Origin of the sequence: Niastella vici (assembly GCF_002077945.1) — a bacterium.
In the GTDB taxonomy this organism is placed as follows: domain Bacteria; phylum Bacteroidota; class Bacteroidia; order Chitinophagales; family Chitinophagaceae; genus Niastella; species Niastella vici.
In genome coordinates this window covers 511,055-531,740 of sequence record NZ_LVYD01000124.1, presented here as the reverse complement: position 1 = coordinate 531,740, position 20,686 = coordinate 511,055, and the positions used below count along the sequence as shown (strand labels likewise).

Sequence of the window (20,686 nt, the reverse complement as noted above, 5' to 3'; positions counted from 1 at the left end):
AATTTATTTCAAATGCACAATTGGATAATAGTGTCGCTGTAAAAAATGCAGTGGCGCCGCGGGCAAGGGTGATCATTGACAATGATTTTGGCGGTGATCCGGATGGATTGTTTCAATTGGTGCATCAGGTTTTATCTCCATCGGTTGAAGTAAAGGCAATTATTGGATCACATCTTTATAAAGGCGGTTTTTATAATTCACCTGGCACAGCCGCTTATGCTTGTGAACAGGCGAAGGAAGTATTAAAAACATTGGGATTAAAAGATGCGCCGCCCGTATACAATGGAGCTGAGACTGGATTGACCGATTTAAAAACCCCTGTTTCGTCAGAAGGGGCCAATGCAATAGTGCGTGAAGCAATGCGCGATGATACCAAAATGCCACTGTATGTAGTTTGTGGTGCTGGGCTTACCAATATTGCCAGCGCCTACTTAATGGAACCGAAGATTGCAGAAAAAATAAAACTGATCTGGATTGGTGGTCCGGAGTATGGTGGGTTGGCGATACCGCCGCCCCATTATCAAAACATAGAATATAATCTGGGTATAGATGTCAAAGCCGGACAGGTTATTTTCAATATATCGAACATTTCATTTTGGCAGGTGCCCCGCAATGCATACCGGCAGGCCCTGGTTTCCTATTATGAATTGTTGCATAGGGTGGGGGACAAAGGAGAAACCGGAAAATTACTGGTAGAAAGAATTGAAAGGATCCTGATACAATCGAACCGCACATTAGGAGAGGCTTATGTGCTGGGCGATAGCCCACTGGTACTATTAACCGCGTTACAGTCTGGTTGGGAAGCTGATCCTTCCTCCTGCAAATATGTAATTGTTCAGGCGCCGAAGATCAATGATGCCGGGCAGTACATGACTAACCATGAAGGACGCAATATCAGGGTTTATACCGATCTCGACATCCGGTTGATGCTGGAAGATTTCTATGCGAAGATGGCATTTCTGCATTTGGGTAAATGAGCGCAATCTTATATTTTTTTACTAGGTTTGGGTTAGTCTTAATAGTGAGTTTTATTATATGAAACGCTCTTTATTCAGGTAAATCTAAAATGAACATATTGAATGAATAAATATACCGTAACAATCCTACTTTGTTGGTGGCATCTGGGCGCATTTTCTCAAAGCGCCGCGGTTACTAAATATATAACCGAAATAACCAGTATCATAAAAAATAATAGTATTGTAGCCAGGCAAATTGACTGGGCCAAATACGAGAAGGACGTAACTGATCTTTCCATGAATATAACTACTATTGATAGTTGCAAACCGGTATTAAATTATATTGTAAAAACGTTAAGGACAAACGGCGATAAGCATAGTTTCTTTATTGATAAACCGGGAGTAGAAAAATTAAACACCGGTTCAGTTCAGCCAAAACCGGTCCATGCACAGCTTTTTGATGAACATACAGGATACATTAAAATCCCTGCATTCATGTCTTTTAACGAACAAATGAATAATGCTTACAGAGATACCATTCAGCAACTCATAAAAAAACTGGATTTGGAGAACGATATCACTGCGTGGATCGTAGACCTGAGAGGCAATACAGGAGGCAATATGTGGCCTATGCTGGCCGGTTTGAATGCCTTGATAAAGGATGGCGTAGCAGGTTATTGGGTATCTTCAAAAAAGAAAAAATTAAAATGGTACTCGTACGGGCGGGGCATGATGGGGACGGGAAAGTTCTACAAGATAAAAAAGCTGGCATCGCCCATAGCTGTGCTCATTGATTCTTTTACAGCAAGTAGCGGTGAAATGACAGCTATCTCGTTTCTCGGCTTACCGAATGTAAAAACTTTCGGCCAGCCTTCTGCGGGTTACACAACAGCTAATTTTACATTTACTCTTTCTAATGGAACAATCTTGCAATTGGCCACATCTTATGCTGCTGACAGAAAAAAGAAGGTGTATAAGGATAAAATTATTCCCAATGTATTAGTAAAAGACGATACAATCACTGCCGATGATACCCTGGAAATGGCAAAAAAATGGGCGAAAGCGGATCCAGATAAATAATCACTTATTCGGTATAGGCAATTGAATATTTGAGAAAATTGAATATAAGACAAGGATCATGTATTGAAGATAGAAATTTCCATAGGGTACGCAAAAAAATAAAGTAGCATCCGCCAGCTGGCAGATGCTATTGGGTATATTGGAATTTGGGATCGGAAATTGCTAACGCCAGATCGTAACGCCATCGGAAGCTTCAGCGGTTGTTTCGCCTTTTGCTATAATGGGGATCACCCGTTTGTCGGCCCCTTTATCTAAATTATATTTATTGAAGTCTGCAGGAATAATGGCCATATGCCAGTATCGTCCCCATTGGTTGGTTATCGTGTAATCGTACCCGATCAGCAGGTATTTTGAATCGGGCGAGAATATGGGCCACACTTCAATGGCATTGCTTTCGGTGATCTGTGTGAGGTTGCTGCCATCAGCATTCATCATCCATAAGTGGTTGCCGCCATTCAATGCTATTTTGCTTCCATCGGGACTAACATTGAATTGCCCCCAATCGGCGAAATTGAGCGTCTTTACCAGTGTAGCCTTTGTGAATTCCTTGTTGGTGCGGTACAAACTGTTTCCCTGGTTGAACAGCAGCGTATTGTCGGGCATCCATACCACCCGGCCTTTCAATGGCTGTCCCTGGAACGACATAAGATTGAAAAGGATATTTCCCTGTAAATCCAGTACCATAATGCCATCATCGTCTGTAGGCATTGCCAGGATCAGTTTTTTATCGTAAGACAATCTTGGACTGGTGTGATTGGCATAACCGGTATTTTTTTTGAATTTCGATACAACGGTATTATCCTTAATATTTATGATCGTGTAGATCTCCGCATCATAATCGTCCGGATCGTCTCTTGATTCTAACACCAGGGTATTATCCTGGCTTACATCCCAGCCATTGCGACGGGTATCATACTGCATAAACTGTCCTTTTACCCCTGTTTTCAGATCTATTTTCAGCTCGCCTTCCGTAGCCCAGCTGTAATAAAGAATGCCTGAACCCAGTTGCGTGCCGCCGGTACCTGCGCCGCCTGGGGTTGTTCCGTTATTATCAGCTGTTTTCTCATTTTTGGTACAGCCTGAAAATATCAATACCAGGGCCAGCCAGCATAAATGCCTTTTCATGTTATTAAATGATTAATGGTTGAAATAGAGAATTGCTTCTACAAAAATCCGCCGGGCGGCATCGCAAGACAATACTCCCAAAGGAGTAATTTTAATGGTTGAGGTTGTAAGATGCCTGCCATCATTCGTTTTCTCCCTATTTTTAGAATGTGATTCAAATATTTGTCTATTGAACAAATTATCAACAAACAGGATCAGGGTAATTGGGTATTGTCTGTTGCTGCTGTGCATGAGCGTACGGGCAGCGGCACAACATGTGGTAGATGACCGCAAATTTCCCGACAGCCTGCAACGGGTATTCGAACAATCAAATACGCTGAAAGATAAACTGGAGGCGCTTTTTGGGCTTTCTGATTATTACAGTACCCGGGATACTGGCAGAGCCCTTGGCTATGCGCGGAAAAGCATCAGCCTGAGCAAACAGGATGCCTACCTGTTTGCCATTGCACATTTCTATTTAGCCGGCGTGTACTTCGAGTTTGATGCCAACCGCAGTCAGCAGGAGTATTTGTATGCAGAAAAATTATTACGCCCGTTCCCGCAAAAAGAAGCGCTGATCTACCGGGCAAGGGCCTGGAATAATTATGGGGCCATTGAACAACGGCATGATAATGCGCGTGCGTACCTCGATATTCTGATCAATAAAGCATTGCCATTGGCACAACAGGCCGGCGATAGTACCAGAATGGCTTTGAATTATCATAATATAGGGTTGGTGCTGTTGAATATGGGCGAGAATCAACGGGCCCTTCAATATTTCTCCCGCGCTATTGTCATTATGGAAGCAGGCAACAGCGTATATGCTGACGTGGCCGATGCGTACGTATTGAGTGCCCGGGCAACCATACTGGATGGCAGGCCCGAACAGGCGCTTCCTTTTTTGAAAAAAGCAAAAAAGATCCTGGAGCCGAATCCTGATTCTTATTTCTGGCCGTTGTATTATTCGGTGGAGGGCTCTTATTACCGGTACACCAACGCCTATACGCAGGCGCATCAAAGCCTTGAACGGGGACTGGCGCTGGCCGGGCAAATGAACGATGTATTCGAGAAACGCACTTTGTTGTATGAGCAGTTCAGTGTATACAAGGCAGAAAAGAATTATGCGGCAGCTAAAAATGTCTTGCTGCAGGGATTAAGTCTGGAAGAAAGCTTTCCGCTTTCCCGGGATAGAAGGCAAATGCTGCTCGATATGGCAGAAACTGAAAAACAAACCGGGAATGCTGAAAGCGCTTATTGCTGGTTGATGCAGTATGCCGAATTATCAGACTCCATCTATGAAAAGCAAACAAAAACCGAAATGGCTGCGCTGGAAGCCCGTTTCAGAACGGCTGAGAAAGAAAAACAGATAGGGGATCTGGAACATGAAAAAAAGATCAGTGCCCGGGACCGGAAATACCAGCTGCTATTGTTGCTGGCCGTGATTGCCGTGTTGAGCCTTGTTGCCATTCTCGCCATTATGCAATTGCAGCACCGTAAGAAACTGGCCGCAAAGCGGGAAGGAGAGCACCGGAATGAACTGGAAAAAATAGAAAAAGAAAAGCAATTATCGAATTATTCGGCGCTCATGGAAGGGCAGGAGCAGGAGCGCAGGCGCCTGGCGCGCGACCTGCACGATGGATTGGGGTGCAGCCTGGCTGCCATCAAGCTGGGGCTGTCGCGCATTCCGGCCGAAAGCGCAGCGCAGGAATTATCTCTGCAACAGGTAACCGGCCAATTGGATGCTGCTGTTAGTGAATTGCGCTGGATCTCGCGCAATATGATGCCCGAATCGCTGCTCACGCTGGGGTTGTCCGATGCGCTTAAAGATCTGTGCAGCTCTGTAATGAGCCCACAGCTGCGTTTGGTATACAATGCGTATAATATCGATCCGGCATTGCCGCTTTCCACGCAAACCATGATCTATAGAATGATCCAGGAGATCATCAGCAATGCGGTGAAGCATGCCAACGCCTCCGTTCTTCTTTTGCAATGCAGTCAGGAAGAAGATAGCTTTTTCATTACCGTGGAGGACAATGGCAAAGGCTTTGATGCCAGCCGGCATCATTCGCAGGGGATCGGACTGAAAAATATCCGTAACCGGGTAGACTATTTCAACGGCAATCTGACTATTGAATCATCACCCGAAGGAACCATTATAAATATCGAGCTACATGTTGCCCAACAATCATAAGATCAGTATTGCCATTGTAGATGATCATCCCATTGTGATCCAGGGATTCAGGTCGTTGCTGGAGAATAACCCGTTGTATGAAATTGCCGGGTGTTTTACTACCGGCCAGGGGTTTATGACCTTTCTGCAACAGCAGCGGGTAGATATAGTATTGCTTGATATCACCCTGCCCGATGGCAATGGCGTTCATTTTTGCAGAGAAATAGATGAGTTGTATCCGGAGATCATCATTGTTGCGCTTAGCAACCTGAATGAACGAAGCATTATTTCACAAATGTTCAGCAATGGGGCCAAAGGCTATTTGCTTAAAAATTTGTCGGCCAAAGAATTGTTGGATGCATTGAACACCGTGCTCGAAGGCAAAACAGTAATGAGCCTGGAAGTGAAGGAGATCTTGCAGCAACCTGACCTTAACACTTTACAGCCGGTGCCGGAGCTTACCAAGAGAGAAAAACAAATTTTGCAGTTGCTGGCCGAAGGACAAAAGTCGGCCGCTATTGCGGAAGCATTGTTTATTAGTCCGCTCACCGTTAAAACACACCGTGCCACGCTGCTGCACAAATTTCAGGTGAACAATATTGTTACCCTCATTAACCGGGCCAGGGAAACGGGGTTGATATAATCAAGAGATCAGGATCATTCGCCGATATGAGCGTGATCAGCTTGCACCGCTTGTATCAATTGTACTTTTGACCAGAAACACAGGAAACTTTAAAAAGTTTCATAGTGCGCAAACAAATTACAATTGTATCACGTTATTGAAGAGAATTAATCCCCTGGTTATATGAAGAAAATAATCATCGCCACTGATTATTCGGCCGAAGCTGAAAATGCAGCTGATTTTGCTGCAGCAGTGGCAAAAGAACAAGGCCACGAACTGATCCTTTTTAATTACAGCGAAATTTCCATTCATGTTTTAAATGCCCGGGTAAGCGGCAGCGCCATTGACGAAATGCTGGAAATATACCACGACAATGTAAACAAAGCAGCCCAGGCGCTCAGCAAAAAGTATAACGTAAAAGTGACCCCTTTTTTGGCCTCAGGTAATTTTTACGAAAGCCTGGTCGCCTGCATCAATCAATTTGAAGCTGCTGCGGTGGTCATGGGTATGGCTAACAGATCTGTTGAACAGGATCTGTTGGGCAACACTACCACAGCTACTATTCACAAGCTGCAATTTCCCATACTCGCTATTCCCATTACAACAAAATACCAGGGCATTCACAAAATATTGTTTGCCTGTGATATGGAAAAAGGGGTAGAGGACAAGGTGCTGGAAAACATACATGAAATAGCAACGGCATTCGGCGCAACGGTGGAAGTGCTGTATGTAAATGATAAAATTGAAGAATTGCTGCAGATAGAAGAAGCAGAACATGTTGCTATTGACAAATCCCTGTCCGGCATTAATTATTATTATAAGAACATCTTAAGCCGCAAGGTCATAAACGCAATACAGGATGAAATAAACGAAGCCGGTGCCGACCTGCTCATTATGGCGCCGTATAAATATGGTTTCTGGGATTCAATAGTGCACCGGAGCAAAACCAGGATGATGGCTTCGGGCAACAACGTGCCGCTGCTGTCATTACCTTCCTGATAAATTTTTGTCGTTGTTTTTTTAGGTAATAGAAAGAAGGCCCTAACGTAGTAGTCGGGGCCTTTGTAGTTTCCATTAACCCAGTTTAACCGACGTCATGGTCAACGAACCACCAACTGCCTTGTCATTAAAAAAGCTTATGTTGTCATTAGCGTCTTTAACGCCTAATGTATATATCAATGGCAAATAGTGCTCCGGTGTAGGAATGGCCAACAGGGCCTCTTTTCCTAATTCGCTGTAATTGATAAGGGGTTTGTGGTTGCCATCCTGGATCAGCGATTTGAATTTGTTGTTGATATTTATTGCCCAGTCAAAACCATATTCGGGATCATTCAATTTATCCCAGGCCACCATTCTCAGGTTGTGTACCATATTGCCACTGCCAATGATCAATACGCCTTTTTTTCGCAGGGAATACAGTTCCTTGGCGAGGTCATAATGGTATTGTGCTCCTTTGGTATAATCGATGCTCAACTGCAGAACGGGAATTTTGGCATCGGGGTACATATGCCGCACGATGGTCCAGGTACCGTGGTCTAAACCCCAGTCATGGTCCAGTTCAACATGGGCCGAGTGAAGCAGTTCGGCTGTTTCCTTTGCCAATGCCGGATTGCCCGGCGCGGGGTATTGCACTTCGAACAATTCTTTGGGAAAACCACCAAAGTCATGGATGGTTTGGGGGAAATCCATGGCGGTGATCTTTGTGCCTTTGGTAAACCAGTGCGCCGATACCACTAACACGGCTGCGGGGGTAGGGATCTCTTTTGCAAGCTGCGTCCACCGGCGGCTGAATTCCGTATCTTCAATTCCATTCATCGGCGAACCATGGCCAACAAACAATACAGGCATTAACTGCCCCTGTTCGGGTAAACCATCGGTAAAACTCCTGAATGCTGATAATGTAGTCATACCTATTGCTCCTTTTATAATTGATTGTATGAAATTTTTTCTTTCCATTCGGGTTGCTTTCTAATTATGTAAGATCTTCCAACCGGCCAGCCAGTTGTAATTGTGCTTCATGGTTAGCTGGATCAATAACAACATCATATGCTCCAATGTTCTGCTCGCCGGTAATTCACCTGCTACTATTGCGTTAAAACCGGCTGTCTTTACCAGTTCTGTTACGGTGTCCACAGCTTCTGCATCATTGCCTGCAATAAATGAATCAACCTGTTTTCCATCAATGACCGGATTTGCGAAATCGGCTGCAAAAATGGTATTGAAAGCTTTTACCACTTTTGAATTGGGTAACAGTTTCTGCAATTCTTCCGCAGCGCTGGTATCGGTTGGGGTAACCATTTTCTTATACGTTTCATTCAATGGGTTCGCAATACTGATCACGATCTTTTGGTTGGCAACATCCCTGATCTGCGCGGCAATTTCTTTTTCCGCCCCATAAGGAACGGCCAGTATAATGATGTCGGCTTCCCAGGAGGCGTTCACCTTGCATTCAATGGACTCTACATCCGCTGAAGTATGGCTGTTTTTTATATCGTGCGCCAGCTGTTGGCTCTTGTCCTGATTATGGGAAAAAAGCAGTAACCGGTTCTTTCCTTTTGAAAGCGATCTGGCGATGGCGGCACCCATATTGCCAGTTGCGCCTATTATTGCTATAGTTTGTTTTGCACTCATAGTGGCGATCTTTTTGATGACACAAAACTACTATTACGACAGGCCTCGCTCCAATGCTTCCGGACAAGAAATACCATTGCTTTTGGTCAGGTAAAAGCATTGATTTTTGTCAACGTTTTTCGGCGGGTTATTTTTTATTGCTGATCCGGGTGCGCACCCGGCTTAATGTTTCGGGCGACAGGCCCATAAAAGAAGCGATCATATGTTGGGGCACCCGTTGAAAGATGGTGGGATACATTTCTGAAAAGGCGATGTACCGTTCTTCGATCGGCAGGCTGATCATGTTGGTCATTCGTCTTTGAAGCATGATGTAGGCATCGGTCAGCAACAGGCGGATATACGTTTCGTATTTCGGCAATTTTTGCAACAGTTCTTCATGGGCGCTCTTGCTGAGCAATACCAGCTCGCAATCTTCGAGGGCATCGATGTTCAGGGTGGCTGGCGCCGCATTCATAAAACTGTAGAGATCGCCGATCGTATAGCCTTCGAAGGCAAAAGCAGTGATGTATTCATTGCCTTTTTCATCGAGCACATAAGCTCTGAGCGCCCCTTTTTCAACAAAGCAAATGCTTTTGCCGGTGTCGCCTTCCTGCAGCAGGTATTGCTTTTTACGCAGCTTTTTGGGCGTAAGCAATTGTTTTATGAGCATTTCTTCCTCAGAAGTAAGGGCCACTCTTTCATTGAATTTGCGGAAGAACAGATCGTACATGACTGTAAATAAATAAGATAACAGCAAAGTAACTATAAAAAGCCGGACCAGATGAATTTATGGCGCTCAAAATGTGAACGGGGAGCTCACTAGCTTAATTTTTTCAGATCGCCACAGCTAATTTCCACCTTATCATTAACAGCAGGTCTTTCTTCGGCAACGGGCAGGCTTACCAGCCGGTTTTCAATTAAAACAACCGCATGGCCGTTTTTATCAATGGAGATTATGTTCCCCGTTATTTTTGAGGCCTCCCCGCCGTTCTGGAAAAAAAGGGCAGGCGTTGTTTGTTGCCGGAACCGGCCCTGCTCAAGATGGATAACAATATCAGAAAGTTTGATGATCTCCCGGGGGTTATGGCTTACCAGAATGGTGGTTAATGCATAGCGTTGGTGTATTTCTTTTAATGTGTCCTGCAGTTGTTCCCGCATCAGGTTATCAATGGCCGACAAAGGTTCGTCTAATAACAGGATCGGGGGCTTTTTTGCAATGGCCCTGGCCAGCGCCACCCGTTGCTGTTGCCCGCCGGAGAGTGTCTGTATTTTTCTGGTGGCGAGATTGGTTAACCCGGTAACTTCCAGTAATTCATCTACAATATTCCGGGGCTCGTTTTTGTCAAGTGCAAACAAAATGTTCTCCCGCACATTCATATTGGGAAACAAGGCATAATCCTGGAATACAAAGCCGATCTTTCTTTGCTGCGGTGCAAGGTCCCGCTCACGGGAAGCATCATACCAAACGGCATTGTTTACATTTATAAAACCGTTGTCGGGCTTCATAAAGCCGGCCAGCATACGCAAGATAGAAGTTTTGCCGGCGCCCGAAGCCCCATACAGGCTGACGAATTTTCCTTTTTCAACCTGGGCGTTTACCTGTAATTGCATTTCGCCTTCGGCGGTATGTAACGTTTTTTGCAAAGAGAAACTGATCATAACGCATTGCTGGGTTTTCCCGGTTAATAAAATTTAGCCTGCTGCATTTTGCGGTTAAATGTATAAAGTATCAATAAAATGACAAATGACAAGGCCAGCAAGATCCCTGCATACACATTTGCATTGTAATAATGATATGCATCAACTTCATCATAAATAGCAATGGAGGCCGTACGGGTTTTGCCGGGCATATTACCACCGATCATCAACACCACGCCAAACTCGCCAACGGTATGTGCAAACGTCAATACGATGGCTGTGAGTAAGGAAGGTTTGATATTTGGCAGTAATACTTTCATCAGCGTTTGCCATTTGGTTTTTCCCAAAGAATACGACGCTTCCTTTAAACTTGGCGATAAGGAAGAAAGGCCCGAGTGAATGGGATGTACCATAAAGGGAAGACTGTAAATGACCGATGCTATCAGTAAACCGGAGAATGAGAATACCAGCCGTATGTTAAACCATTCTTCCAACCACTTGCCAAAAGCATTGCCCGGACTGAATGCAAGCAATAAATAAAACCCGATGACGGTAGGTGGCAAAACCAGTGGCATACTAACGATGGCCTGAACAATTACTTTGAAAATGTTTTTATCGCCGGTTAGCCAGTTCGCCAGCGGAACTGCTATTATGAATAAAATGAGCGTAGTGCTCAGGGCCAGCTTTAATGTAAGCCACAAGGGTGCTAACTCTATCATTTTACAATATACCCAAATTTGTTATAAATGGCTTTTGCCTTTGTAGAATAGAGGAAGTTATAAAATTTTCTGGCTGCTGCCTCATTGCTTTGCTTTGCATGTTTTAACAACACTGCCGATTGTTCAATAGGGGGGTAGTCACTGGCATTTAATTCCACCCATTTGCCTTTGCCTTTCATTTCAGTTGATATAACGACCGATTTTGCGGTAAAGCCAATGTCGGCGTTTTGGGTGGCAATGAACTGACTTGTTTGCGAAATGCTTTCACCGGTTACCAGTTTGGCGGATACTTTATCATACAGTGCGTATTTCTTTAAAATAAACTCCGCAGCACTGCCATAAGGCGCCGTTTGGGGATTGGCAATGGCTATGCTTTTTATAGTTGATCCCAATAAAAGTTTCAGGTCCTTTGCCGGTTGAATGGCTGGCTTTACACTCCATAAAACCAGCAGGCCCTGTGCATATACTTTAGGCGGCTCGAGCGTTAAATGATTATCGGCCAGTTTTTGAGGATATTCTTTATCGGCGGATATAAAAATATCGAAGGGGGCCCCATGTTGTATCTGTTGCGTGAGTTTGCCAGATGCGCCCACTACCACATCGATTGTCGTTTTGTCGGTTTTGTTAAATTCCGCCTTCAGCTCCTGCATGGTGTACTGCATATTGGCAGCAACGGCAACCGTTAATTTTGTTTGGGCAGCTAATTGCAGCGTAACGACCGCCAGTAAAATGGAGAAATATAATTTTTTCATCAACTACTCCCAATTTACTGACGAAGTTAGCTATTTGGCGCTAAACAATTGTGCCCTTTATTAAACCGTAGTAATAATGCTTCTAAGCGCTTTATATTTTACCCGGAACCTGAAAAAACGGATCGATGATCGGATAAATTTTTTCATGGAATCGCTTTTAATGAGTGGTTGTATTACTGGTGTTTGTATTGCATTTGAGTGTAGACAGATCGAGCCGTAACTGATCTATCATTTGAACATAAGAAAACATCCAGAGCAGTAAAAAAAAGGATATCCGCAAATGCCTGTGGCAATTGCAGGTAACAACTGGTGTCATATTTAAGGCGATTTAGGGTTAAATATTCCACAGGTATTGAGCTGGATCTTTTTGCAGAGGCTATTGGATGATATATGTAATAGTAATATTAAGTTTTGTTATTTTCTATTATGGCCGGCAAACTGTTTATTAAATAGGTAGTACTCCTTAATGTTGTATGAAAATCTGTTTACTGAATTATTTTGTTATGGCCATCTTCTTTTTTACATAATTGTTCATAATAAACTGTATTTCTTCAATCCGGAATGGTTTGGATATAAAATGGTTCATTCCTGCTTTCAGGCAGAGTTCTTTGTCTTCTTTCATGGCATCAGCTGTTAGTGCAATAATGGGAACGTCGCTAAAGGGTTGGGGTAAACGGCGAATTTTCTGGGTGGCTAAATAGCCGTCGATCTCAGGCATGTTCACATCCATAAACACCAACGCAGGATCGTGTTGTATCACCAGGTCAATTGCTTCCCTGCCATTCGCGGCTTCTATTACCTCAACGCCCATTTTTGACAGTACTTCTGAAATAAGCGCCATGTTCAACGGGTTATCTTCTGCCACCAGTATTTTTATTCCCTGAAATAATTTTTCCTGCGTGGTTACCGGCTCTGGTTGTACTGCCTGCGAATAAGGGTTTTCAAAAAGGGACGATAGCAGGTTATTGAGTTCGCCTAATTTTACCGGTTTGGAAAGGAGTTTATCTATACCAATATCTTCAGCTTCCTGTTGGAAAATTGTTCTTTCAAGCGATGAAAGCATAAGTATGAATGGTGTTTCATCTCTCTTTATTATTTTCCTGATCTCCTGTACCAGTGTAATGCCATCCATTTCCGGCATATGATTATCGGTTATGATAAGATCAAATTGTTTGTTGGCTGAAACGGATCTTTCAATGAGCTCTAATGCTTCGGGGCCGTTATAACAGATCTGGCAGGGAATATGCAAATGCCTGAAGATATTCTCCATTAATTTACAATTGGTCAGGTTATCGTCAATCACCAATATGTTCCCTAACACACCCTTCGGGGTAAATGAAATAGCAGGCTGCTCGTTAACGATCTCCATGGCAAGGCGCAGCGTAAATGTGCTGCCATTACCAAATTCACTTTCTACCTGAAGATTGCCATCCATTAGTTCTGCCAGCCTTTTGGAAATGGTAAGGCCCAGTCCCGAGCCACCGAATTTCCTGGTAGTTGATGAATCGGCCTGCGTAAAACTTTCAAAGATCGAATTGATCTTTTCAGCAGCGATACCAATACCTGTATCTTTAACAGCAATAGCCAGATCTATGAATTTCTTGTCATTTTTTTCGTAGAGGGCCGATTCCTGCCGAACGGTAATAAATACTTCTCCTTTAAGGGTAAATTTGATTGCATTGCCAATGAGATTTACCAGTATCTGTCTTATTCTCACTGCGTCGCCCAAAAATTGAGTGGGGATCTGCGGGTCTATGTTGCAAATAAGCTCAATGTCTTTTTCCTGGGCTTTTATGGATAAAATATCGACGGTTTCTTCAATTACTTCATCAAGCCTGAAACAGGCATTGTCAATGATCAGCTTTCCTGCCTCTATTTTGGAGAAATCGAGGATGTCATTAATGATATTGAGCAGGTTATAAGCTGATTTTTGAACGTTCTGCAGGTATTGCCGCTGTGTTTTTTGAAGGTTGGTGGTTAGCACAAGGTCGGTAAAGCCAATAATACCATTCATGGGTGTACGCAATTCATGGCTCATGTTGGCCATAAATTCACTTTTGGCAATGCTGGCAGCCTCTGCATTGTTTTTCTGTTGTTCCATATGTATTCGATCGATCGCCGAGCCCAATGTGCCGGAGAATGATTCCAGGATAGAAAATTCCGCCCGCGTCCACTCGCGTGCTATTTTGCAATCCTTAATACTGATGAAACCCCATAACCTGCCTGCTGCAAATACCGGAATAAGCGTGAACGATTTAACCTCCTTATTTTGGAGCCATTCTTTTACCGGCGATGCTGACAAATGCGTAACATTACCATGAAAAATTTCATTTCGCTGTAACGTTTCCTTTATGACGGGAGTAAAACAAACGAACACCTGTTGAAATTCGGGCGCATGATATTCAACTTCATTCGTAGTGCTATTCCAACAGGCTAACTGGCTGCTGTAGGTTTTATCATCGATGGTGTCGGTATAATTGCGATAGGTTGATATCATGTCGACACCCATTTGTACGCCCAGCAATTTTATGGCATTGCCAATGGCCGTTTCAATATCATTATTACTGATGAGTTCGTGAACTGCAGAACCAACCGCCTGCAACAGGCGGTCCTTTTTGTTTAAATAACCCGTCATTTCCATCAATTCCATTTCACCGGTCTTTAAATTATCGCGCATGGAAATGAGTGCTTTGCCCAATGTATCTTCATCGCTCAGTGGGGTAAACGGGATATTAAAATTCCTTTTTCCAACCTCGTAGGCGAAATTGGCCGTTCCCCGCAGATTTTCAGAAAGATTATTCACCGATTGCACCATGTCACCGATCTCATCCCTGTGTACCGGATAATCTATACGGCGGATAATGCCTTTGCCCAGGTCGTTTATGATGGATCTTATTTTGTTGACCGGACTAATGATCTTATTAGCCAGGTATAAGGATAGAAAAAAACCGGCTAAAACGATGGTTACAGCCAGTAAAATGATAAGTATCCTAAGTTCCGCAGTAGAACGGGTGAGTTTGCTGTTTTCCCGCTCCCTGATACTTTGGATGTAAGAGCTGATATTGTGTAAGGAATTTATTAATGCATCGGTACGTGGGAGTACTGCTTCTTCCAGCTTCGTTTCAGCCACCAGCTTGGTAACCGCATCATCATAGTCGTCAAACATCTTTAAGGAGGCCATTATGGCTTTTTCCATAACAAGCACCTCATCAAAGCCCGAATAAACCTTATTTAAGCTGTCGGCCCAATTTGTATTTGGCCAGAATTGCGCATAACTATTGATACGTGACCTTAATTTCAGGTAATCAAAGCTCTGCAGTTTTTTCAATGAATTTTTGTCCTTCTGCTTGTATCTTAAAAACACCCAGTTGGTAGTATACATTTTTGATTCAACCATCATCTTTTCAAAATTATCCAATGTTTGAAGTGAAGGGTCGATCACCTGGGATAGATAGGCGGATGACTTTTTGTTGTTGTGCAGCGTAATGAAAGTTATAATACCGTTGATCACAAACAATGATACCAGCACGGTAAAGCTCCAGTAAATCCTCTTCTTTATGGTAATGTTTATTTTCATGGTTTAAGGGGCATACATTATCAGAAAGTAAAGTTTAAACCGCCCATTATCCTTATCGGGTCTTCATACTGGCCATGAAAAAGTTCGGTGTTCTTTTTTGTGAGGTCCATATTGAAGCCTACACTTTTGTAATGCTGGTTAAGCGCATTGGTGATATTGGTAAAAACAGCCAGTTTTTTAAATACATTATATCTTAACGATACGTTCATTAACGCATATCCTGCAATCGTTTGGCGTTTGCGAACAGCCGCCATGTCATTGGTGATGCCTGTAAGGTTTTGCCTGCCCATCAGGATCAGCCGGGGCGAACAGGTGAATTTTCCAGCTATCATATCGGTACCCGCATGAAGCATAAAAGGAGAAATAAATTCAAGCTTCACCTTAGGCAGGTTCGGATCTTTGCGCGAATAATCATCAAATCCGTTTGTGTGACTTACCGACAGGTAAGAATTAAGGCAGAGACCGCCAATGGAATGCTTGTAATTTAACTGAACGCTTCCGCCGTAATTAACCTGCCTGGTTTGATTCACAAATACTTCAACATACCCAACTGGTATACCATTAAACATGTTATGGTACAGATGGGTCGCTTTATTATCATCGGCAAATTCATGTAGCCCTGAAAGAACGGTATAATAGGCATCAATTGTTACATTGAAATTATTGGTGAAATAGTGGCTAACGCTTACCTCAGCATTTTTAGAGATAATGGGTTTGAGATAAGGATTGGGCAAATGCATAAAATTGGAACGGAAAGTTCTTCCGGAATCACCTGTTTCAAAGGCGCCATAATAAGCATAACAATCAAACGTGGTAGGAGCAAGGAAGGCGGTGCCATACAGTGCTTTAATTGTTGTTTTACTGGTTGGCCTGTAAACCACCCCGGCCCTTGGGTTTAAGGTGCTCCCATACCTTGAATTAACATCATGCCGGGCGCCAAAAGTAAAATTCAGGGTTGGAACCGGCGCATATTGCACCTGTAAATAAGTACCGGTGTTTCGATACCTCAGTGTATAGAATTTAGCATCGAGGCCATTGGGCGTATAATAGGTCTTTGTGCCGATATAGGTTCCATGCAGATCTCCGCTCACATCAACGGGCGTGGCCAGATCGGCACTGGTGGGAATGGAATAATAACTCTCGTAGGTAACACCACCCGTTAGGTTGAATTTCTCCGATGCTTTCCAGTCAACCTGTTCTTCCCCCTTCACCAGCGAGCCAAAAGAATATTTGTAAGCCGGTTCCATTCCCGAAAAAAGGTTTCTGTAATTCGATTTCGGGTTCATGATATATTCACTGGCCAGCAGCGTGGAAGTAGAGGTGATCTTTCCAAATGATTTTTTATAGGAAGCGCTTGCCATATTGATACCCTGACCCATGAAAACATCTTTGTTATAAACGGCATTGCTGGGATTCTCTTCGTAAAATGTGGGTGTTTGTGCATAGTTCTTGAAAACCGAGAGCGAAAACTCATCAATATGCAACGATGCGTATACATTGTATGCTTTCAATGGCATTTCTATCCTGCTGTTTACGGGCGTTTTGGGGGTCATTGGCCCGAAAATGGTATTGAAAGTGCCTGTTCTGTATCCTTCGGTATTGAGTAAGGAATCTTTGTACAATTTGGTATAGTCGGCTCCCTGGTTATGACTATATTGACCGGAAACAGTGAGACTGGCATGATCGCTTAATTTTTTGGCAATGAATAGCGTATTGTTTGTATAACCATAACTGCCGGCCATCGATGTAGCATCGATCTTTAACTCTTTTTTGGAAGAAGACTTTTTTGTAATGAGATTGATCACGCCCGATACCGCGTCTGCACCATAAAGCGCCGAAGCAGGGCCCAGTACTATTTCGATCTGTTCTGCCAGGTTAACGGGATAATTTTCAAGGATAGGCATGGTTTCATTTGTAGGAGACGAGATACGCATGCCATCGAGCATTATAATAAATTTTTCCTGGCCCGGCGTGCCCCGCATCACAAAATTATTATGGAGGTGGGAGCGCACTTTGTCATCTACCTTCATATCAGGCAGATCATACAGCACATCTAACAACGATTGGTATCCCCGCGATTTGATCTGCTCCCGGGTGATCACAATGGCAGTAGCCGGCGCCATTTCCAGGTCCTGCGACGTTTTGCTTGCTGTGGTGATCTGTACGTTCAGGAGGTCTTTCAGACTTAAACGTGCCAGTTTTGCAGAGTCTGTCTGACTGTAAGTTATAGTACCTGTCACAGTAGACATTGCCAGCAGGCAAAGCGTTCTTTTAATAAAAATGGTTCTCATAAGAGATGCAGATTTCGGGGCCATGGTTATTTTTATTTTATAATTATCGCCAGATCAAGTAATTCAGATGCAATGTGCAAACTTCGTTGGTCAGCATTATTCTTGTTGATCTCTATTTTCAAACGGTTATTGAGCGTAATGAAATTTATGCACGACCCCTTGTTTGCAAGGCCATTATATTCTGTGATAATTAATACCGGGGAATTTGCTGTAAGCGCAGCGAGCTTTTTTAAACTGCCACTGTTCTCTTCACTGATGAAAATAATGTGGTAGTTTGTATAGCTGTCTGAACCAGATACTTTAGTTACAACGATTTTCTGGTTGTCGACAGTTTTGTTGTTCATAAAGCTTTTCAGATCATCATATAACGGCGAATCTCCTACAATACCGATGTTGAAATCGCCCGACTTTTTATTAGCGGGCCAGTCAATGTATTTTGTGAAGCGGTAAATAAGGTTGGCCTGTATCGTATAATCCGTTTCATGTTGCGCCTGCACTTTAAAGAGTGACAGCAAAAACATGCAGGTCAAACAAAGCAGCTTCAATATTTTAATACTTATTTTCATAGTTAGCCGGATCTCAATTGAGTTTCAGGCCTGGGTTTACTATAATAAGAACGGAAATTGTTAATTCTATTGCAGCTAAATGAATGGGAAGGGGGTATTAAATCTGGAAATAAGAGTATTTTGCCAGATTATTTACCGGTAATATGTATCATTTGATTTAAGTCAAAGTATGCTAAAAGGGCTTAGTGGCCTATAAAGAAAGGGACAGCGGGGAGCCCGTTAGCGCCTGCACGGAATAGTTGCCCAGCCGCTTAAAAGTATTTCTCCACCATCAATCCATAGCTTAAGAATAAATTCTCAGTGGAGGTAATATTCTGCCGGTTATAATTAAACGAAGTAGTGAGGTGTAGCCATTTATACAGATTGACCGAAAAATTGTTATTTAATTTCAGGATGTAATCACTGCCATCAGAAAGCGAGGGCTGATAAAAGTTGGTGCCCTCGAAGCGGAAGATCCCTTTAATAATAAACCGGTATTTCAACCGTGCCGAATTTCGAACGATCTGGTAACTGGTTTGCCCGCGTTGGTCGGGTATACTCAGATCCACCGTTTCGAATAAAAGTCCATCGCTTAATTCCAGGTTTGCGTTGGCATTTTTTACAAAAGAATATCCAACGCCTGCACCGGCCTGAAACCGGTTGTCAACTTTTAAGGAGAAACTTTTTTCATAGTCTGCCAATGCCCAATAATAAAACTTTTGTACGCCCTTTAAAAGATCGACATTGATAATGGTAAAAAAATCGTCGTTCGTTTTTGATACGGGGTTCTGGCCATAAAGATGGCTTATCAGGCTATTGACTGAAAATTTCTTTTTATCTACCTGAAAACGCAGCACATTATTCAGCAGGTAGGTGGTGCCGGTATTCGTTCTGTTTAAATTACCGGTTCCAGCAAAATTAACGTAGTAATTAACGGAGTCACTGAACTGGGCCATCCCTGCCAATGGCCGGGTGCACAAACATATGACCATAAACAAGCCAAAATGCACAGTTTTCATAATGGCCAAAGATACAGGTTCCGGGTTTTTGATCGTTCATTCCGGAATTTTTCCCCATAACGGGGAACAAATAATACGGAATGGGAGGCAACAGTTTTGCAAAAAATATTTTATGATGACAATGAATGAAAAGGCGAATACCGAAGCACTTGAATTTTACCGGGAGGCCCTTCAATTGTTGCAGGAGTGTGGCGCCAGCTATATGATAGGGGGTGCTTTCGCTATCTTTCATCATACTGGCATTTACAGAGACACAAAAGATCTTGACATTTACTGCGCAGCCAGTGAGTACCCCAGGATCCTGAAATATTTCGGTTCCAAAGGATATAGAACAGAGCTCACAGACATTCGCTGGCTTGCCAAGATCTTTAAAGGAGAATATTACATCGATATCATTTTTGATACGCCCAATAATATTTGCCGTGTCGATGAGGAATGGTTCCTGCATGCGTATCCTGTCGATTTCCTGGGCTTTAACATTAAAATTTTGTCACCGGAAGAATTGGTGTGGTGCAAAATTTATGTACAGAACCGCGAGCGATATGATGGCGCAGATATTAATCATTTATTGTTGAAGCAGGGAAAGACGTTCGACTGGAAAAGGCTTGCGCGAAAAATGGACCAGCACTGGCACCTGTTGTTGATGCAGATCCTTTCGTTCCAGTTCGTATATCCTTCTGAGTTCCATACAATCATTCCTAAATGGCTTTTTGATGATCTGATGGCAAGAGCAGCAGAACAGTACGAGATTCCCGCACCCATGGAAAAGGTATGCCGGGGCCCGGTGATCGATCAAACACAATATGCGATCGACATTAAAGAATGGGGTTATAAATCGTATACGCTTAAAACAGTTTGATTATGTCCGGTGAAAACAAAACACGAGTGGCCGCTATTGGCGATCTGCATATTAGTGATACGGATAAAGGCAAATGGACCGATTTTTTTGCTGACGTTTCGAAAAATGCCGATATACTTGCCATCTGTGGCGACCTTACAGATACGGGTGATGAATCGGAAGCATATATATTGGTGGAAGAATTAAAAGCCTGCTCTATTCCGGTTGTTGGCGTTTTGGGCAATCATGACCATGAGAAGAGCCGGCATAAGCTGATCAGGCAGGTCATACAAAATCATCCCAACGTGCATATTCTGGATGGTGAATCGGTGGTAATTGGCCCTGTAGGCTTTGCAGGTGTAAAAGGATTTGGCGGCGGCTTCGATAACCACATGCTGTCGATGTTTGGCGAAGGCGCCATGAAATCTTTTGTGCAGGAAGCGGTTGAGGAAGCATTGCACCTCGATCGGGCATTGGCCCGCCTCGACCAGGAACATAATAACATTAAAAAAATTGCCCTGCTTCACTATTCACCTATAAAGGAAACGGTTAAGGGGGAACCGGAACAGATCTATCCATTTTTAGGTTCCTCCCGGTTGGCAGAGCCCTTATTGCGGCGTAATGTAGAAGTGGTATTCCACGGGCATGCGCATGTGGGAGTGCTCGAAGGGAATATCGCCGGCAAGGTAAAAGTGTTCAACGTTGCCAAACATGTGCTGAAAAAAGTAGGATATGGGCGTCCTTATTTTCTGTATGAGATATAAA

At 43.3% G+C, this 20,686-nt stretch carries 18 protein-coding genes; 7 read left to right on the top strand and 11 right to left on the bottom strand.

Annotated features, from left to right (window positions below; genetic code table 11):
- Positions 1–20: 20 nt before the first annotated feature.
- A complete protein-coding gene (locus A3860_RS39735; RefSeq protein ID WP_216823621.1) occupies positions 21–977 on the top strand; it encodes a nucleoside hydrolase in 957 nt (318 codons plus the stop codon).
- 102 nt (positions 978–1,079) lie between these two features.
- Positions 1,080–2,036: a S41 family peptidase gene (locus A3860_RS39730; protein WP_081156146.1), complete on the top strand. Its 957-nt coding sequence runs from the start codon at positions 1,080–1,082 to the stop codon at positions 2,034–2,036.
- Positions 2,037–2,198: 162 nt separating this feature from the next.
- On the opposite strand, the gene A3860_RS39725 is transcribed toward A3860_RS39730, so the two are convergent.
- The gene (locus A3860_RS39725; protein WP_081156145.1) at positions 2,199–3,161 is read right to left on the bottom strand and encodes a TolB family protein; all 963 of its coding nucleotides are present in this window, start codon (positions 3,159–3,161) and stop codon (positions 2,199–2,201) included.
- A 169-nt stretch (positions 3,162–3,330) separates the two neighbouring features.
- Between A3860_RS39725 and A3860_RS39720 the strand changes: the two genes are divergently transcribed.
- The 3 genes from A3860_RS39720 to A3860_RS39710 all read left to right on the top strand — a co-directional run bounded on the left by A3860_RS39720 (position 3,331) and on the right by A3860_RS39710 (position 6,931).
- Positions 3,331–5,331, top strand: coding sequence for a tetratricopeptide repeat-containing sensor histidine kinase (locus A3860_RS39720; protein ID WP_143774487.1), 2,001 nt, complete (start codon positions 3,331–3,333; stop codon positions 5,329–5,331).
- Positions 5,312–5,953, top strand: a complete 642-nt coding sequence (locus A3860_RS39715; protein WP_081156143.1) for a response regulator — start codon at positions 5,312–5,314, stop codon at positions 5,951–5,953. The genes A3860_RS39720 and A3860_RS39715 overlap by 20 nt, the downstream gene beginning before the upstream one ends.
- A 162-nt stretch (positions 5,954–6,115) precedes the next feature.
- Complete coding sequence (locus A3860_RS39710) at positions 6,116–6,931, top strand: universal stress protein (RefSeq protein ID WP_081156142.1); 816 nt, start codon at positions 6,116–6,118, stop codon at positions 6,929–6,931.
- 75 nt (positions 6,932–7,006) lie between these two features.
- On the opposite strand, the gene ygiD is transcribed toward A3860_RS39710, so the two are convergent.
- The 10 genes from ygiD to A3860_RS39660 form a co-directional block, all read right to left on the bottom strand.
- Complete coding sequence (gene ygiD, locus A3860_RS39705) at positions 7,007–7,840, bottom strand: 4,5-DOPA-extradiol-dioxygenase (protein ID WP_081156141.1); 834 nt, start codon at positions 7,838–7,840, stop codon at positions 7,007–7,009.
- Positions 7,841–7,900: 60 nt separating this feature from the next.
- Entirely contained in the window at positions 7,901–8,572 is a 672-nt protein-coding gene (locus A3860_RS39700) for an NADPH-dependent F420 reductase (protein ID WP_262497361.1), read from the bottom strand.
- A gap of 118 nt (positions 8,573–8,690) precedes the next feature.
- The gene (locus A3860_RS39695) at positions 8,691–9,272 is read right to left on the bottom strand and encodes a Crp/Fnr family transcriptional regulator (protein ID WP_081156280.1); all 582 of its coding nucleotides are present in this window, start codon (positions 9,270–9,272) and stop codon (positions 8,691–8,693) included.
- 89 nt (positions 9,273–9,361) lie between these two features.
- On the bottom strand, positions 9,362–10,201 hold the full coding sequence (locus tag A3860_RS39690) for an ABC transporter ATP-binding protein (RefSeq protein WP_081156139.1): 840 nt from the start codon (positions 10,199–10,201) through the stop codon (positions 9,362–9,364).
- Between the two features lie 23 nt (positions 10,202–10,224).
- On the bottom strand, positions 10,225–10,899 hold the full coding sequence (gene modB, locus A3860_RS39685) for a molybdate ABC transporter permease subunit (protein ID WP_081156138.1): 675 nt from the start codon (positions 10,897–10,899) through the stop codon (positions 10,225–10,227).
- Positions 10,896–11,651: a molybdate ABC transporter substrate-binding protein gene (modA, locus tag A3860_RS39680; protein ID WP_081156137.1), complete on the bottom strand. Its 756-nt coding sequence runs from the start codon at positions 11,649–11,651 to the stop codon at positions 10,896–10,898. The genes modB and modA overlap by 4 nt, the downstream gene beginning before the upstream one ends.
- A gap of 493 nt (positions 11,652–12,144) precedes the next feature.
- Entirely contained in the window at positions 12,145–15,228 is a 3,084-nt protein-coding gene (locus A3860_RS39675) for a response regulator (RefSeq protein WP_081156136.1), read from the bottom strand.
- 20 nt (positions 15,229–15,248) lie between these two features.
- Positions 15,249–17,519, bottom strand: coding sequence for a TonB-dependent receptor plug domain-containing protein (locus A3860_RS39670; RefSeq protein ID WP_158085503.1), 2,271 nt, complete (start codon positions 17,517–17,519; stop codon positions 15,249–15,251).
- A gap of 32 nt (positions 17,520–17,551) precedes the next feature.
- Positions 17,552–18,085, bottom strand: a complete 534-nt coding sequence (locus tag A3860_RS39665; protein ID WP_081156134.1) for a YfiR family protein — start codon at positions 18,083–18,085, stop codon at positions 17,552–17,554.
- A gap of 251 nt (positions 18,086–18,336) precedes the next feature.
- Positions 18,337–19,083 carry a DUF481 domain-containing protein gene (locus tag A3860_RS39660; RefSeq protein ID WP_081156133.1) on the bottom strand — a complete coding sequence of 249 codons (747 nt, stop codon included), beginning with the start codon at positions 19,081–19,083 and terminating at the stop codon, positions 18,337–18,339.
- 112 nt (positions 19,084–19,195) lie between these two features.
- On the opposite strand from A3860_RS39660, the gene A3860_RS39655 reads away from it, so the two are divergent.
- Complete coding sequence (locus tag A3860_RS39655; RefSeq protein ID WP_081156279.1) at positions 19,196–19,942, top strand: nucleotidyltransferase; 747 nt, start codon at positions 19,196–19,198, stop codon at positions 19,940–19,942.
- A gap of 2 nt (positions 19,943–19,944) precedes the next feature.
- On the top strand, positions 19,945–20,685 hold the full coding sequence (locus tag A3860_RS39650; RefSeq protein ID WP_081156132.1) for a metallophosphoesterase family protein: 741 nt from the start codon (positions 19,945–19,947) through the stop codon (positions 20,683–20,685).
- Position 20,686: the final 1 nt, after the last annotated feature.

Bases quoted from the DNA above. Each gene is read 5' to 3' on its own strand.
- A3860_RS39730 (WP_081156146.1), top strand. From the start codon at position 1,080: ATGAATAAATATACCGTAACAATCCTACTTTGTTGGTGGCATCTGGGC.
- A3860_RS39725 (WP_081156145.1), bottom strand. From the start codon at position 3,161: ATGAAAAGGCATTTATGCTGGCTGGCCCTGGTATTGATATTTTCAGGC.
- A3860_RS39715 (WP_081156143.1), top strand. From the start codon at position 5,312: ATGTTGCCCAACAATCATAAGATCAGTATTGCCATTGTAGATGATCAT.
- A3860_RS39710 (WP_081156142.1), top strand. From the start codon at position 6,116: ATGAAGAAAATAATCATCGCCACTGATTATTCGGCCGAAGCTGAAAAT.
- ygiD (WP_081156141.1), bottom strand. From the start codon at position 7,840: ATGACTACATTATCAGCATTCAGGAGTTTTACCGATGGTTTACCCGAA.
- A3860_RS39695 (WP_081156280.1), bottom strand. From the start codon at position 9,272: ATGTACGATCTGTTCTTCCGCAAATTCAATGAAAGAGTGGCCCTTACT.
- A3860_RS39690 (WP_081156139.1), bottom strand. From the start codon at position 10,201: ATGATCAGTTTCTCTTTGCAAAAAACGTTACATACCGCCGAAGGCGAA.
- modB (WP_081156138.1), bottom strand. From the start codon at position 10,899: ATGATAGAGTTAGCACCCTTGTGGCTTACATTAAAGCTGGCCCTGAGC.
- modA (WP_081156137.1), bottom strand. From the start codon at position 11,651: ATGAAAAAATTATATTTCTCCATTTTACTGGCGGTCGTTACGCTGCAA.
- A3860_RS39675 (WP_081156136.1), bottom strand. From the start codon at position 15,228: ATGAAAATAAACATTACCATAAAGAAGAGGATTTACTGGAGCTTTACC.
- A3860_RS39670 (WP_158085503.1), bottom strand. From the start codon at position 17,519: ATGAGAACCATTTTTATTAAAAGAACGCTTTGCCTGCTGGCAATGTCT.
- A3860_RS39665 (WP_081156134.1), bottom strand. From the start codon at position 18,085: ATGAAAATAAGTATTAAAATATTGAAGCTGCTTTGTTTGACCTGCATG.
- A3860_RS39660 (WP_081156133.1), bottom strand. From the start codon at position 19,083: ATGAAAACTGTGCATTTTGGCTTGTTTATGGTCATATGTTTGTGCACC.
- A3860_RS39655 (WP_081156279.1), top strand. From the start codon at position 19,196: ATGATGACAATGAATGAAAAGGCGAATACCGAAGCACTTGAATTTTAC.
- A3860_RS39650 (WP_081156132.1), top strand. From the start codon at position 19,945: ATGTCCGGTGAAAACAAAACACGAGTGGCCGCTATTGGCGATCTGCAT.